Genomic DNA, 16224 nt, shown 5'->3' with positions numbered 1-16224 from the left:
CTTGGCACAACTGTCAGGCGGAGGGGGTCTCTCGCAGGTTGAGCACGAGTAGTTTCAGCTCGGTCATGTCCTCAATCGCGTACCGCACGCCTTCGCGTCCGACTCCCGACTCTTTGACGCCTCCATAGGGCATATGATCGGCGCGGAACGTGGGGATCTCATTAGCCAATACTGCACCGACTTCCAGTTCCCGATATGCCAGAAAAATCTTGTTCACATCCTGCGTGAACACGCCGGCCTGTAGGCCATACTCGGAATCGTTAAGGGCGGCGAGCGCCTCATCAAAACGGGTATAGGAAGTGACGGTCAGTAACGGCCCGAACAGCTCCTCGGACGATACTTTCATGGATGGCGTGACATCAGTGAGCACGGTCGGCTCAAGGAGCGACCCGGAGCGCGCACCACCCACATTGACCCGTGCGCCCTGAGCGACCGCTTCACGCATCCAGTCTTCAATTCGGCGTGCCGCCCCTTGATCGATGACCGGGCCAACCACCGTGCCGTCATCCGACGGATTGCCGGACTTCAGGGCGCGCACGTTGGTAATGAGCTTTTGAAGAAACGTCTCATAGATGTCGGCATGGACGTAGACGCGCTGCACGGAAATGCATGTCTGGCCCGAATAGGCGTAGCCTCCCGCCACACACCGCTGCGCCGCAATATCCAAATCCGCGTCAGGTTCGACGATCACACCCGCATTGCCGCCCAATTCCAACACGACCTTTTTCTTCCCGCATTTCGACTTCAGCATCCATCCCACCGCCGCGCTCCCGGTAAAGCTCAGAAGCTTAAAACGCGAGTCTGTCACCATCTGCTCGGCCACGGTATTCGCGCAGGGTACAATGCTAGCCGCCCCCGGTGGAAGATCCGTCTGGAGGATCAGTTCACCGAGCAGCAGCGCCGTCAACGGGGTCTGAGGTGCAGGCTTGATGACGATTGAATTACCGGCTGCAAGCGCAGGCGCGAGCTTATGGATCACGAGGTTCAGCGGAAAATTAAACGGCGTAATCCCGAGTATGGGTCCGATGGGGACACGACGGGTCAGACCGAGATAGGACTCCATGCCTGGAGTCCAATCGAGCGGGACGACCTCGCCCGGAATACGCTTTGCCTCTTCAGCAGCGATGACACATGTCTGAATAGCACGATTCACCTCGCGCCTGGCGTCAGTGATCGGCTTGCCGGATTCCGCCGTGATCGTTTTGGCGAACTCGTCCTGGCGAGTGGTTAACTGCGAAGCGAGCGTCGCGAGCGCACTCGACCGGGCATGCGAAGGGAGTCGGCGCATCGAGTAGAATGCCGCTGCCGCAGCGGCGGTCGCCGCGTCGGCTTCGGCTCGATCCGCCTGGCAGACGTCCGCGACTCGCTCCCCGGTAAAGGGATTGAGCACGGGCACGGTCGTGGCCGTCCGTTTCCACTCATGAGCGATAAACAAGGGTCTGGCATGTGCCATAGAAAACGCGGGCTACGGTTCTTGTTCGGCAAGACTGGTCTCGACCGGCCGCTCTGTCAGTTTGGAAGCGGCCTCGGCTTTGGCGATGAGTTCTTCGGTGCCCCAATCGCGAACGGAGTCGAGCGTAAAGGCCTCATACGTAGACACACCATGGCAGGTCGGGCAATCCGGCATAGGGACCTTGCGCCGAAAGACTTCGTTCAAACACGACATACAGACTAAAAACTCAGGGTCCTCGTCTCCGCACTCGACTGACCAAAATGTTTGTTCTTGTGACATGGTTCCCTTCTTTTCTCCTCGATCTATTGAGGCCGACCTTCCAGCTTCAGCAGACGATCGATTTCTTCTTCAAACACATCGAACGGAAACGCTCCGGGGATCAGTAACGGCGATTCATGCGATGAGCGGCGTGTGAGCATGAGCACAAATCCCGGCGTTCCGCGAAATCCTAAAGACGTGCCCTCTTCCTTATCTTTAAAGATGGCGTCGGTGTGCCGGCCTTCATCAAAGCATTTCGTGAAGGCGGGCAGATTGAGTCCAATGGCTGTAGCATGACGCTGAAACTCGGGCAGGTCAAGCCGTCCCCCATAAAGCCGGTCATGCATCGGCCAATATTTGCCCTGATCGCCCGCGCATCGAGCCGCAGCCGCCGCATTGAGTCCAGGCCCTTGGGCGGCTCGCGGAAAGTCTCGATAGAGGAACCGGACCTTGCCCGTCTCCACATATTTGGCTTGCAGGCGTGGCCAGGTCTCTCGGAAAAATTTTTGGCAATAGCCGCAGGTAAAATCGGAATATTCGATGAGCGTGATGGGGGCACCCGGATTGCCCCGAAGCCGGACATCCGTCGTCGATCGACTATCCGCCTCCTTCGCAGTGGTACCCACAGGAAGGAGGAAAACGCTCCACAGCAGCACAGCAAGCGCGCCGCCGCGCCATGTCCGATCGTTACCTCGTGTCATGCGGAAGCCTTACTGATCATCATTGACCGATCCTCGTCGTCGTTTCACCTTTTGATGCTGCTTTTTCTTATGGATCCGCCGTTCGACGGAAGATTTTGTCGCTCTGGTCGGCACGCGCGGTTTGCGAACGCGGTTCAGTTCGCGCAGACGTTCGATCAGCCGCGCAAATGCGGTGTCTTTATTTCTGGTCTGCGAACGAGAGTCGGCGGCGGTCACCCGCACCCCTGAAGGGATATGCCGCAACCGCACGGCGCTATCTGTCACATTTCTATGCTGTCCTCCGGGCCCACCGCTCCGAAAAGCCTCAACGATGACCTCACGCTCTAACACCTCACGCGCCAGGTTGTAAGGTCGCTGACGAGGCCGCGGTGCCGGTGTCATCGTCAAAGTCTCTCGACAAATTATCGAACAACACGACTCTTACGAAGACCCCTTCTTCGCCTGAAGCCGTTCTAACAGGCCCATCATTAAGAGCGGCCAGACGACGGTCGCGTCGCTGAGCACTTCCGCAAAACGTCCCCCCTCGGCCGGAGGAATAAATTTCCCCCAGGAAATGCCTTCCGTGTAGGTGCAGCCGCTGAGTCCCCCCCAATAATCGGGCTCCGGACAAATCCGGACACCATATTGAAACCGGGGAGGAGTGACATTGAGCCCCATGCGAACGTTCCCGATCTCCACATACGGGGCAGCCTGCTGCGCCCAATTCCTCGGAACGCCACCACCAATTGTAAAAATGCCCAATCGCTTGGCCCCCAACACTCGATCGGTATAGCTGTTTAAATCGTGATAGGGATTGAAGCGCGGAAGAGTGTGATGGAGTTGTTTCAAAACAGCCAGGTCATGATCCGGCGTCGGCACTGTGCTTCTCACCTTGTCAATCTGTTGCCCCATCGACCACGTCGCGACATCCAGTCCCATTTCAGAGTCGGTAAAGGCCGGGATATAGACGGGAACTCCTTTAAGATACGCACTCTTCAAAATCCCAGTCCCATGATGCTCATCAACCAGGGTGCGACCCAACTCCCGGGTGAGCAACTCAGATGACAAGGATTGGTCAGCATCGAGACGCTTCAGCGTACTCGCCATGACATGTTCGACATAGTTGAGATTCGATTCCATCTCTAAAGTATCGTAGACGCGATTGTATCCCTTGTGGAAGAGCTCCTCATCGCTCATGGCCGGATCGTATCGATAATGCGTTTTGCCGACGGACTCGCTTAAGCCATGAGCAATCAGAGCCCCCGTCGACACGATGGCTTGGATCATCCCATGATCGATCATGGAACTGATAATTTTGCCCATCTTGGCAATGGTCATCGCACCGGACAATGTCAGCACGACGGAACACTCGCGATCCTCCACCATGGTCCAGAGGACCTCAAACGCCTCTCCCAATCGACGACCGCCGAAGGCGGTCTTTTTCATGGCGACTAAGAGATCTGAAAACGACTTTACCTTGTCCGGGTCGAATGGCTCCAGCGCCTCGAGTCCGTCTTGCGCTCCGTCGCGAAACTCACGTCCCTGCATCGACAACTCCTTCAACACGTCCGAATCAGCATGTCATTACTGCTGCTTTTTCTTCACTTATTACATAACCAAGCTTCAGGCGTCAATTCATGACACGGACGCATTGTGCATGGTGCAACCACGATAAGCCTGGAAAGGAATGTCGGATTCGAGGCGGCTTGAGGCTTAACGCTCGGGATGGAAAGGAAACAGTGTGGGTGGAATCAGCGACTCAGCAGTAATCAAGCGCAGAGCAATTCGTCCTCCCCTCGCGGGATACCCGGAAGGGAGGACGACTCACTGTGAGTCGCGGCTATGCGGTTTGCTTTCGGCGAATCCAGCCCATAGCGGCCAACCCGGAGCCAATGAGCAGAAGGGTCGCCGGTTCAGGAACGGCCGTGAAGCTGACGTTACCGGATCCATCAACACGCCCCGATGTAAAACTCCCCATGCTGAACCCTTGGAGACTGGTATTCACACCGTTAAAATCAGCAAACTGGATGGTCAAGGGACCACTCAAAAAACCACCGACGGGACTAAAATTCACCTGCACGTTGAAATCGCCGTTTGCTAATCCGGGAAAGGCATGCGCTTGCCCCGCAATTAAACCCGTCGACTGTCCGACAAGCACATCATCCGATGTCGTGCCGCCAATTGACACCGTGCCACCCGGCGTTCCAACCGGAGACGCCGTGATGGTCGTGTTCATGCCTGGATCCAGAAACAACCGCAGATTGAAGTTCGTGAACGTGGCTGTTGTGCCCCCCGGCGTTCCAGTAGTCGGTGCCACGGTTCCACTACCGGTATAGACCGCATAGAGCTTATAGGTGTTATTCAAGCCGGAACCAGGGACGACGTCGGCTAACGTGGGACCGCGATACGAGCCGAAGAAGCCGGCTCCCTGTTCATTGAATGTGCCCGTACCGGCGGTCGCCGTTTGATTGACGAGCGCGACATAACTGAAGTCGATAAAGCTCGCGGTCAACGGAGAGCCCACCGGTTGATTGATGATGACAGGATCCGCAAAAGCAGGCAGTGCACTCATTGCCAACGTTCCCGCAAGAACAACCAATCTAGCTAGCGTACGTTGCATTGTCGATTCCTCCCGGGTTGATAAATTGGGAGGGGAGATATGCACGCGCAATGCCTCTTCTTTACAGGAAGGAAAATAAGGGGAAAATTACCTAGCACTTCTTACAGGAAAGCAAGTGTCAATTTATCAAGACAGGCCCATAGAAAATGAGTAAGGGCGTTACACATGGCATGGCTACCTAACACATTGACATACCTTACGATATTGCCTGTGCTCGCTCCACGGGAAAGGTGAACTGCACCGTCAATGTGCGTTAACAGAGCCATAACGATCTGATGTCATACGCCCAAACCATTCTATTTCGGCTGGAGCATTCGCCGAAGCACTCCGCCCAGGGGATCATCACCTGCGATGACAGTCAGGAGAGTTCGTTCGATGGACGAGCAAGCCGTTCGACTCGTTAACTACTTTGAATTGGAGTGAATTATCGAAGACAAAGGCATCGGGTTGTGCTGTAGTCTTTAGACCTTGAGCTCAGCACAGCATCGAATGGTGATGGACCCGTATCGAGCAACATCTGAGAAGGGACTAAAAATTTGTCCAAAGCTGAACGATACCCCAGTCTTGGTGAGAAGAGGTTCCGAGCTGATGGCGTACGTAGGCGCCTGGGAAGAAGTGGCCATACATCAGGCTGAGAGAAATTTTCCCGTCTGCAAAAATGTGTGTCCATGCCGCATCAATTTCGTCCCCGACATGGTTCACCGTGTTGTCGGCGCTTGAAAATACTAACGGAGCCTGAGAGCCGCGGTACCAGTTATCCCGTGCACTGGCCAGATACTTACGTTGCGCCCACACTTCCACATGGTCACGAGGACTTGGGCGAGCCTGGACATTGACTGATGGCTGGACCATGTTTCGCCAAGCCCCGTTCAGCATAAACCCCACATGCAAGAAATTGGTCGGATAGAAATTCTCAAACGTATTGGCGTTGCCGCCACAGGATCGCGTCGCCTCACCGGTTGAAGTTACGCAATTGCTGTCCCCGTCTCCCGAGGCATAGTCAAAGCCGATCGCCACTCTCGGTTTCCATCGATGAACATACTTTGTGTAGCCGATCCAGCTTCCGCTGGCCCACGCATTGATGCGCAGGTTACGGCCATGGTCAGGGGTAAGGCCATCCGCCATACGGCCGAATTGGTAGGCCATTTCGTGCCCGAGATCCCAGTTGCCCTTGCGCATCTCAAGCCGAATGCCGACCATATGCCTGAGTTGGGACGGAGCCTTGGGAGTGAAGAGCCCCCGATTCACGTCGCGAACGTTGTTTTGATACAACACATAATACGGTTCGATGATGAACCCGGGGACCGATTTAATCTGGTTGTACAACAGCCAGAAGTCGCCGTCCGCGCGACCATCGGAATGGCCGTTCCCGGTTACATATGGAGCCGCCTCAGAAAGGTCAGTCTCCGCACTCCGAAACCAGCCGACATAGGAATCGACGACAGTACTCCCATACTGCAGCATCACCCCGTCATGGGAATAGCCGGTATTCGACCAGTCAAAGTGCCCAAACAAGCGTTGGTTACCAAACACGACGTATTGTCGTCCGGCTTTGATACTGAGACCCGGTACGCCTGCCACGTTTCGAATCAAGACATACCCGGCGCGGATACCGAGTCGGCACTGTCCTATCGCAACGGCACTGCAGGCCGGCTGAGAACTGGCGTAATCCCCCCAGTTTGCTGTGTCCAGAATTTCCAGGTAAAAGTTGACGTCGGGGGAAAGGTCATACCCGAGCCCCAACCGCGCCCACTGTTGCACGAAGTAGTCATCGGGCGCCGATCCCGGATTGGCCGATGTGCCGCTACCATTGGTCCCCAATCGATTACAGGCACCCCCGATCGGCGATCCTCCCCCAAAACATACCGCGCGTCGCCATTCCGGTCTGACACGAAGATCCCCACGCATCCAAAATTTCGTGATGTCGAAGTTGCGACCGATGGGCGGATCGTAGCGCTCGTAGGCCTCTTTCTGAGGGATGCCACGCAGCACATCCCCCAGGTCCGTGGTCCGCTCGCCTGGGGGCAGTGAGAGTTCAGCCTGTACGTGAGACGGGAACCAACAGAATAGCAGCAGACTACAGAGGACAAGAAACCTTTGGCCCAGATTTCTGCCCCTCACAATGCTGGAGATCAAAACGGGGTCTTCCGTGTCGCATGGGTCAACCGTGCAGAGGAAGAGTACGATGGTGCAAATGGCATAGAGTCGATGGAGTCAACTTCGGTCGTTCTAGTTCCGGGTATTCAGCGTTCGTCGCGGTCCTGTGGAGCAGCGGCCTGGCAAGGGAAACAATTCCCGAGTGATCGCGGTGCTTCCAGCAATTGAAATGCCTGAGACGACGTCTCTATTTGTGTGAGCTAACTGCCAGCTACAAAAGGGAAAAGAAGGAATATTTCCGGTAGCGGAACTGGAACGTGCCGTTGCTGTCGTTATAGCAAACGACAAGTCGTGACGAAGCACGGCTTGTCGTGATATTGAACGAAAAGTGGATCAGACTGGTGACTTATGCGCTGTTCCCCAGTCGGACGTTGCTGAAATAGACGAGCCTCCCTACACAGATGTTGGCCGTTTAATGCCGAGCTTACGCAGGCGACTCCGAAGCGTTTCCGGGTTAAGACCCAATTGCTGGGCGGCTCCCTGCGCGCCATAAATACGCCACGCCGTGGTTTTGAGGACCGAGAGAATATGATGCCGCTCGAGCTCAAGGAGATTTGTGGCTTGGGCAGCAGAAGAGGGAACCGACGGCGCAAGGGGAGGGTCGCCCCCGGAATTCAGGGGAGGCAGGAAGCGTTCATCAATTTCGATGAGCGTGGATTGTGCAAGGATGACGGCTCGCTCGATGACGCTCTGGAGTTCCCGTATATTGCCAGGCCAGTCATATTTCGCCAAACGATCCAGTGACAGAGGATCGAGCGTCACATTCGGCCGCTTGAGCTTGGTCGCCGCTTGCTTAAGGAAATGCTGGGCCAGCAAGCCAATATCTTGGCGCCGTTCGCGAAGAGGCGGAATCGACACTGGAAAGACATGCAACCGATAAAAGAGGTCCGATCGGAACCCCCCTTTGGCGATCGCATGGCTCAAATCAGCGTTCGTCGCAGCCACAATGCGCACGTCCACCGGCACGGGTTGTGTGCCGCCAACGCGGTCGACCAGTCCGTCTTGCAACACCCGCAACAACTTCGCTTGCGCTTCCAGCGGCATCTCCCCGATCTCATCGAGGAAGAGCGTGCCTTTGTTCGCCAACTCGAACCGGCCGACACGTCGTTGATCGGCGCCCGTAAAGGCTCCACGCTCATGTCCGAACAGCTCGCTCTCGACCAATCCGGCTGGAAGGCCAGCGCAGTTGACCCGTATAAACGGTTTCGCGTGTCGAGGACTCAAATCATGAATGGCTCGGGCCAGGAGCTCTTTTCCGGTTCCTGTCTCTCCCAAGAGCAGCACGGTCGTATTCGTAGGGGCAACGGCCTTCACCAGCGTAAGGACCTGTTGAAAGAGCGGAGACTCTCCGACCATCGTCCCGAGATTCCGGCTCAGCCTCACCTCCTCGGCAAGATATTCATTCTCACGGCTGAGCTGATCACTCAAGCGTTTGATCCGCTCATAAGCACGCACGTGGTCGATGGCAAATGAGATTTGGGTCGCCACCAACTGCAGAAACTTTAAGTCCTCCGGATCCGCCTCACCGGTTTGTACGCTGCCGATGTTCAAGGTACCCAGGCAGGTGTCATGCACGATGAGCGGGAGATTAATCATTCGTCCCAGTCCCTCTTGCAGATAGTACGTGTCCTCAAAGAAGACCTGCTCCGAATGAAGATTCGGACGGACATGGATCTGTCGATGTTCATAGACCCATCCCACGGCACTCTCTTTTTTCGGAATCAACGTGTCGCGGTTCAAGACAGGCGTCGCGGAACTGGTCACCACCGCATAGAAACGAAACGCGTCTACATCACGGTCATACAAGACAATCCCCGCCCGATCCCATGGAACGACCCGGCGAATCTGCTTTGCAATAGCCTGCCAGAGGCTCTCCGTATCGCGCTGCGATGTGAGCACATTGGTCAGTTCCAGCAAGATCTCGTAATTGAGTTCTGCGCGACTCATCAGGTATTCCAAAATAAGTGACTCAGATCCCGCAACGCCTCGCTTGAGAGGCCTCCCTATGACACGCACACGCCACGAAGGTAGCGGGCAAATTGCAATCGAAATAAGGCTGGGGTTCCGGGCACCCGGAACCCCAGGACGGCGGAAAGAAGCGGCGAGTCACCACAGGGTAGACCCGCATACGTTCCGTCGAAACGGACCGACGAGCGCAAACAGGAGGAATACACTCGCCGGTCTCCCTGTTAAAATGACAGCGAGGCCTTTTCTTCCATGTTCCTGAGGAACTCTTCGGCCTTGTTAAGTTCTTCGTGCCCCATCGCACGGGTATGCCGATCCCGGGCGTGATATTCATTGGGCGTCCAGCGATAGCACTGATCCCACAGCATGTCCGCGGCATGCGGATCAATCTCACCCACGCGCGCCTCTAACATCACCATGAATTGGTTGACCGTATCATAGGTCGTCTGTCGGTCACCTAACCGATACGCGTCTCGTGCTTTCGAAAGCACCTCCACATAAGGAGTATAGTTTCCCCGAAGCACCCCATTATCATGCATCGATTTGAACGTCACGACTTGGCCAAGCAATTGTTCAGCCCACGCCGAAGTTTTTTCAGTGGTGCTCCATGGATAAGTGGTTAAACCCTTTGGCAACGTCGTCTGCATGGTTTCAGAACAGCCGATCATCGGACTGACGAACATAGAGCTGATGATGAAGGCTGATAACCGATACCTCCATGTGATTCTCATCGTGTTCCCCCTTTGTTTCTTTTGTTCCAAGAACGGTCTTGACTCGGGACCATTGTCCAATCAACGCTCTCGGAACTGATCTTGCAAGATCACGGCCTGACGCTAAGTAACTGATGTTATTGGGGTGACGATGGTACTCACAATCAGTATCGTGACATGTAACGGCCATGCGTGGGTCGTAACGGTGACTATTTCGTATTACTTGAGAGGGAACGAGCGTAATCGCACTAAGCCGGTACCTTCAGCGGAGACGATCGCACGCGCTCCTGACAAATGTCGTGATATACCGGAGCTGAAGTGTCGGGCGTTTCAGTGGCATTGTATTGAATCGGGCTTTGATTTTCTGCGGTGTCGCGGCACACCACTGTCGAGCACGACTGCGCGCAAGAATGTGGACCTGATTGCGCGTCTACATACGGGCGACGGGCAAATACCGTCTCAGAGCTTGGACAAGTACTTCGGCATCCGGGTTGGTAAAGTATCCTTTATCAAGACCACGACTAAGAAGGGCGACGACTTGGTCTTTTGCTTCCTCGGCTCTTGCTCGGTCTGCGGTCTTCCTCGCCGCAATCATTTGTTCGGCATGGTGTTCGATGTCTTTAATGTGCCGTTGAACGGCCTGAAGGTCATTGCGCCATGCCGGCCCTTCCTGTGCCGCTTTCTTTACCGTTGAGAGAAATTCCTCAAGCCATTCCCCATGAGCCCCATACGCCTTCGTGGAGCCCGCGGCATCCTCTACTGCAGTGCACGCAACGGGCTCAAAAACCAGGAAGGCTATGATCAGAATCAACATGGTTTTTCATCGTTTCGCTTTCAAAATGTGAACGTATGATGTGCACCTCTTTCGCTGCGTAGTATGCGGCAGACGAGCTAGTGTCCCCGGCAGTCTTCATTGTCGTGCCTGGAGATGAAGGGGCCATGAAGAACTGATGAAACTTTGGCCGCGTTACGATGTGGTGCAGTGTACCCCCATCACAGGAGCAGCGAGTGTCGGCCCGGCAGGCCGGGATTGGGTCAAAGGCGGCTCATGGCTTCCGATTAAAAAGCAGGAGGCCCCGGGCGGGACCTCCTGCCTGACTCACGACGCGCGGCCTCGAGATTACAGCCAGCTCACGCGTTCGGCCGGCCGAATGTAGATCGGCTCTTCGACCTGGATGCGCGCCACTTCCTTGCCCGACTTGTTGAAGCCCAGCACGGTATCGTTGTACATCTCAAACCGCTTCCCGTGGATCTGGGTCTCAAACACCTTCGGCCCCGGAATGACGTCGTACCGGAAGACGATCTGCTGGCTGGCGCGCCACAACTGCAGCACCGCCAACAGCTCCCGGCTCGGTACCAGATACTTCTCGATGGCGTTGTCCACGCCCGGCCCAAACATCTGCCGCGCATACCCTCGCGGGCTGTGTCGCGGCGGAATGTAGAAGCCGTTGGGCTCGGTGCCCCACTGCGGATACAACGGCAGGGCCACCTGCTCCACCCGAATGGTGAAGTACAGGGGATGCCAGCGATCCTCCGCCCATAGGCCGTCTTCGCCGATCCGCACCAGGCTCTGCATGCGGATCTTCCCCACGCAGGCGCTCATGCAGCGCGTTTCCATCGGCTCGCCGCCCGTCAGCGGATCCTTCCCTTCGATCCGGGGATAGCAGGCAATGCACTTCTCGCTCACCCGCGTGGTGCCCCGGTACATCGGCTTCTTAAACGGACACTGCTCCACACACTTCTTGTACCCGCGGCACCGGTTCTGGTCGATCAGCACGATCCCGTCCTCCGGCCGCTTGTAGATGGCCTTGCGGGGACACGCTGCCAGACACCCCGGATACGTGCAGTGGTTACAGATCCGCTGGAGATAGAAGAAGAACGTTTCATGCTCCGGCAGACTGCTGCCCTGCAGCTTCCACGGTTCATCCCGCGAGAAGCCGGTCTTGTCGATGCCTTCGACGAGGGCCCGCATCGACGTGGCCGTATCCTCATAGATGTTCACGAACCGCCACTCTTGGTCCGTCGGAATGTAGCCGATCGCCGCCTGGCCGATCTTGGCCCCGGCGTCGAAAATGGTCATCCCTTCGAACACCCCGTACGGCGCATGGTGCTTGCGGCCCACCCGCACGTTCCACACCTGTCCGCCCGGGTTCACTTGCTCGATCAACTGCGTGATCTTCACGTCGTAGAACTGGGGGTACCCGCCGTAGGGCTTGGTCTCCACGTTGTTCCACCACATGTACTCCTGTCCCTTGGAAAACAGCCACGTGGACTTGTCCGCCATCGAGCAGGTCTGGCAGGCCAGACACCGATTGATGTTAAACACGAAGGCGAACTGCCACTTGGGATGCCGCTCCTCATAGGGATAGAGCATCTTGCGCCCCAGTTGCCAGTTATACACTTCCGGCATGTGATCTCCTCCTTACAGTGCTGAGGACTGAGGGCTGAGCGCAGAACGGCAACCTCTCAGCCTCAGCCCTATTGCTCAAGCCTTTATACCTTGATCTTGATATGCTCACTTTTGAGCCACTTGATCATGAACTCGTTCTTCTGGCCTGGGGTAAATCCAGTCCGCACCGGCTCCCACGGGCCCCTGGCCCCGATCGTCTGGATGCCCCCATGGTCAGGGTTTCTATCCAATTGCCCGTTAGAACCGTCCGGCATAAGACCTCCTCTGTTTCTCATTTTGACACATCGGAGCCATCAGACCTTGATCTTAATATGTTCGCCCCGGAGCCACTTGATCATGAACTCGTTCTCCTGGCCTGGGGTAAACCCGGTCCGCACCGGCTCCCATGGACCACGCGCCCCGATGCCGCCGTCTTCCGCCTTCGTGATGCGAATGAGACATTCTTTCGGCACGGTGTTGACCCCGTGGTGATCGATCTGGAAGCCCCACTTGAACTTCCACGCCACCGCGTGCTTGCCCGGCAGCGAATCCATCTGGTGCATCGGCATCAGCCAGTTGCGTGTGAACGACTGTTGGGCCCCATACCGGAAGTTCGACTGATACCCGGTATCCACCGCAATCGCGCGTCCGTCCGGCCGCGTCTCATGCCCTTTGACCGACTTCGGTGTGGACACATACGGGGCATGCTTGGCCATCGTCACGTGGTACGGGTACGACGGGTTGTACTTCGCCCGGATCATCAACCGCGCCACCTTGTAATACGGATCCGACGGCTTCCAGCCGCGATACGGCCGGTCCACCGGGTTGCCGTCCACATAGACGTAGTCGCCGTCGTTGATGCCGCGGTCTTGGGCCGCCTGCGGATTGATGTGCAACTGGTTCTCGCCGACGCCCGGCGTCCGCTTGTCCATCCGGTACGGATCGCCGAAGTTGCTCTCATAAATCTGCACCCAGTCGTTCACCGCCCACTGGCTGTGCACCCGATGCCGGGTCTTGGGCGTCACGCAGTAGAACTGGTAGCCCTTCTCCCAGAGCGGATTGCTCTGCCGCTGGATTTCTATCCACGGCAGCTTCAAGTTCCGCACGTGCTTGTCGTCATGGTGCTGCGCGGTGATCGGAATGCCGTAGTCGTCCGGCCGGACGTACGGATTCGTCGTGAAGATCGCGTTGGGCAGGTACGGGGTTGCCTCCGTCCCTTCGCGATGGACGATAAAGTTCTCGCCGTATTCGATGGCCTCCGGCTCGATCCGGTAGGTCTCGATGCGGCCCGACCGCGTCCACTGCGGCTTGCTCTCGTTCGTCTCCTCCCACAGCGGGTGCCGCGGGTACGTGCGCACCATGACCATCCAGCCCTTCTCCGACTTCAACATCGTATCGACGTTGTAGCCGTAATAGGTGCTGGAGGCATCCAACATGCGCTGCGGATAGACGTCCACCCGGTTCTGATACACGAAGTGGAACACGCCCTTCATGCGCGCATCCCCGGTGATTTCGGTCAACTTCGCCGCCACGCCGGCAAAGGTGTCCGCATCGTTGCGCGTGTCGTACAACGGCCGGATGCCGCCCTTCCAGATCTGCACCCACGGATTGGAGACCGTCATGGTCATTTCCGGATAGGTAAATTCCATCCAGCTGTTGCAGGCAAAGGCCACGTCCGCATGGTTCACGTCCGAGGTCATCTCAATATCCTGCGTGATCAGGCATTCGATATTGGGATCGACGTTCTTGACCATGTCGTAGTGGTGCTTGGAGTTATTGAGCACGTTCACGTTGGTCACCCAGCGGAACTTGCTGGGCGTCGGCATGTGCGTCTTGCCCGTGAAGACCTTGCGGCCATACTTGGGCGTGTTCACGATCAAGGCCGTATCGCCATGGTTCCAGAAGCCCACGTCCTCCCCATAGTAGTAGGACTTGGTCTTGATTTCCTTCCCATGCGCCTTGGCATCCAGGGTCAGATTGAACGGATCTTCGCCGGTATGCACGGCCAAGCCCGCCCCCGACCACGGCGTCGCCGTCCAGCCGCCGGCCTTGTAGTTGCCGGACCAGGTATGGCAGCCCGTGCCGAACTTGCCGATATTGCCGGTCACGGTACAGATCAGCGCCGCGCCGCGCCCCATTTCGGTCATATGGAAGTAGTGGCAGACGCCTTCGCCATTGTGAATCGCCATCGGCTTGATCGTGCCGTTATCCCGGGCCCACCGGACGATGAGGTCCTTCGGCGCCCGGTTGATCTGATGCACCGTATCCAGGTCATAGTCCTGCAAGTGCACCTGGTACAACTGGTAGATCGGCGCCACGTCGACTTCCCGGCCACTGAGCAGCTTCACGCGATAGGTCCCCGTGAGGGCCGCATCGATGCCGCTCTGTTGATAGTGCCAGCCGACCTGCTCGCGGTGCAGCGGCACCGCCTGGTTCTTCGTCAGGTCCCAGACCATCATGCCGCCGAGCCGTTGCACCTGCTCCGGCTTGAGCGACTGCACCATCCCCGAATAGGACTTCGAGAAGTCCGGGAAGGCATAATCCTTGACCACATCCCGCGGATCCAGATACTGCAACGTATCCGTCCGGATCAGGATCGGCATGTCGGTGTAGCCCTTGATGTAATCGGTATCCTGCATGTTCTCGTCGAGAATGATCTTCACGACTCCGAGGAACAGCGCACCGTCCGATTGCGGCCGTACCGGAATCCAATAATCCGCACGTGAGGCGGTCGGGCTGTACTCGGGGGTGATCACGACGATCCGGGCCCCGCGTTCAATACACTCCAACTTCCAGTGCGCTTCCGGCATCTTGTTCTCGACGAAGTTCTTGCCCCAGCTCGTATTCAGCTTGCTGAAGCGCATGTCGGAAAGGTCCACGTCGCAGTTCTGGGTGCCGTTCCAGAAGGGCTGCGCGGGGTCTTGGTCGCCGTGCCAGGTGTAGTTGGTCCAATAGCGCCCCCCCTGCGCCTGCTCGGGCGACACTTTGCGAATCCACGTGTCCAACAAGGGCAACACGCCGCCGTTAAAGCGCGTGTTCATCATCTTGCCGACGATGCCGAGCACCGGCATGCCGGACCGATGCTTGAAGCAGCGCACCCCCGCGCCCTTCATCATCTCGATCATCTCCGGCGGATAGCCTTGCTCGCGCAACCGCCGCGCGCCGGCTTCGCCGCTATACTTGGTCGCAATCAGAATCACCGCCTTGGCCACATAGGTAAACGCGGTGTCCCAGGAGACCCGCACCATGTCGTCCAAGAACCGCGCATCGAACTTATATTTGCGCTTCATTTCCGGCGTCAGCTCCGGCGAGCCCGCGTCCATCCACTCCTTCCAGCCCCGCCGCATCAACGGGCCCTTGAGCCGATATGGGCCGTACACGCGCCGATGGAAGGTATACCCCTTCAAGCACATCCGCGGATTATGCGCAAACGTGCCGCGGTTGCCGTAGAGATCTTCGTACGTCTGGTGATCGTAATTCTGCTCGACCCGCATGACCACGCCGTTGCGCACAAAGGCGCGAATCCGGCAGCCGTGCGTATCGTTGGGGGAGCAGCACCAGGTAAACGACGAATCGTACCGGTACTGGTCGTGATACACCCGCTCCCAGGAGCGGTCCGGGTACTCGCCGAGGGGGTTGCCCACCTCGATGACCGGTTGCAACGCCGTCAGCGCCAGTGCCTTATCGGCAATGGCGGCCGCCGCCACCGTCCCCGCCGAGACCTTTAAAAATTGCCGTCGTGATAAAAACATCCGAATACCTCCTCAGTTGAATACTCGTGTTTCAACTATCGAATGACTGCAAAAAATAAAGCGATCTACGATCAAACTTTTATCACCCCCTTATTTCCTGTTGGCTCAACAACAAGGACTGCCCTTAAGAAGATTTATGAGACTGCTGCAGGGGAGAATGATGCAGATGATTGCAGTCACACCCCAGCGCTTCTAAATGTGTCACCGTGTTCAGCAACTAAGGTGCCACTTCACCAATTG

Annotated in this window: 13 protein-coding genes; all 13 read right to left on the bottom strand. The window is 56.9% G+C overall.

Features of this window, described 5'->3' with window-relative positions; genetic code table 11:
• Positions 1-13: 13 nt before the first annotated feature.
• Entirely contained in the window at positions 14-1453 is a 1440-nt protein-coding gene (locus tag ACWHYZ_RS04090) for an aldehyde dehydrogenase family protein (protein WP_447986018.1), read from the bottom strand.
• 12 nt (positions 1454-1465) lie between these two features.
• Positions 1466-1732 (bottom strand): hypothetical protein, encoded by a 267-nt coding sequence (locus ACWHYZ_RS04085; RefSeq protein WP_447986017.1) that lies wholly within the window; start codon positions 1730-1732, stop codon positions 1466-1468.
• A gap of 23 nt (positions 1733-1755) precedes the next feature.
• Entirely contained in the window at positions 1756-2412 is a 657-nt protein-coding gene (locus tag ACWHYZ_RS04080; RefSeq protein WP_447986016.1) for a DsbA family protein, read from the bottom strand.
• 9 nt (positions 2413-2421) lie between these two features.
• Positions 2422-2793, bottom strand: a complete 372-nt coding sequence (locus ACWHYZ_RS04075) for a peptide chain release factor-like protein (protein WP_447986015.1) — start codon at positions 2791-2793, stop codon at positions 2422-2424.
• Between the two features lie 39 nt (positions 2794-2832).
• On the bottom strand, positions 2833-3939 hold the full coding sequence (locus tag ACWHYZ_RS04070; RefSeq protein WP_447986014.1) for a deoxyhypusine synthase family protein: 1107 nt from the start codon (positions 3937-3939) through the stop codon (positions 2833-2835).
• 292 nt (positions 3940-4231) lie between these two features.
• Complete coding sequence (gene pepA / locus ACWHYZ_RS04065; RefSeq protein ID WP_447986013.1) at positions 4232-5011, bottom strand: flocculation-associated PEP-CTERM protein PepA; 780 nt, start codon at positions 5009-5011, stop codon at positions 4232-4234.
• Between the two features lie 528 nt (positions 5012-5539).
• On the bottom strand, positions 5540-7147 hold the full coding sequence (locus ACWHYZ_RS04060; protein WP_447986012.1) for an alginate export family protein: 1608 nt from the start codon (positions 7145-7147) through the stop codon (positions 5540-5542).
• 414 nt (positions 7148-7561) lie between these two features.
• Positions 7562-9115: a sigma 54-interacting transcriptional regulator gene (locus ACWHYZ_RS04055; protein ID WP_447986011.1), complete on the bottom strand. Its 1554-nt coding sequence runs from the start codon at positions 9113-9115 to the stop codon at positions 7562-7564.
• A gap of 242 nt (positions 9116-9357) precedes the next feature.
• Positions 9358-9864, bottom strand: coding sequence for a hypothetical protein (locus ACWHYZ_RS04050; RefSeq protein WP_447986010.1), 507 nt, complete (start codon positions 9862-9864; stop codon positions 9358-9360).
• A 409-nt stretch (positions 9865-10273) separates the two neighbouring features.
• Positions 10274-10657 (bottom strand): hypothetical protein, encoded by a 384-nt coding sequence (locus ACWHYZ_RS04045; protein WP_447986009.1) that lies wholly within the window; start codon positions 10655-10657, stop codon positions 10274-10276.
• Between the two features lie 306 nt (positions 10658-10963).
• Complete coding sequence (locus ACWHYZ_RS04040; RefSeq protein WP_447986008.1) at positions 10964-12253, bottom strand: 4Fe-4S dicluster domain-containing protein; 1290 nt, start codon at positions 12251-12253, stop codon at positions 10964-10966.
• A gap of 83 nt (positions 12254-12336) precedes the next feature.
• Complete coding sequence (locus tag ACWHYZ_RS04035; protein WP_447986007.1) at positions 12337-12507, bottom strand: hypothetical protein; 171 nt, start codon at positions 12505-12507, stop codon at positions 12337-12339.
• A 39-nt stretch (positions 12508-12546) separates the two neighbouring features.
• On the bottom strand, positions 12547-15984 hold the full coding sequence (locus ACWHYZ_RS04030; RefSeq protein WP_447986006.1) for a molybdopterin-dependent oxidoreductase: 3438 nt from the start codon (positions 15982-15984) through the stop codon (positions 12547-12549).
• Positions 15985-16224 lie beyond the last annotated feature (240 nt).

The organism is Nitrospira sp. Nam74 (assembly GCF_965152615.1).
Note: the sequence above shows the minus strand (reverse complement) of the source record. Positions and strands in the feature narration are given on the sequence as shown.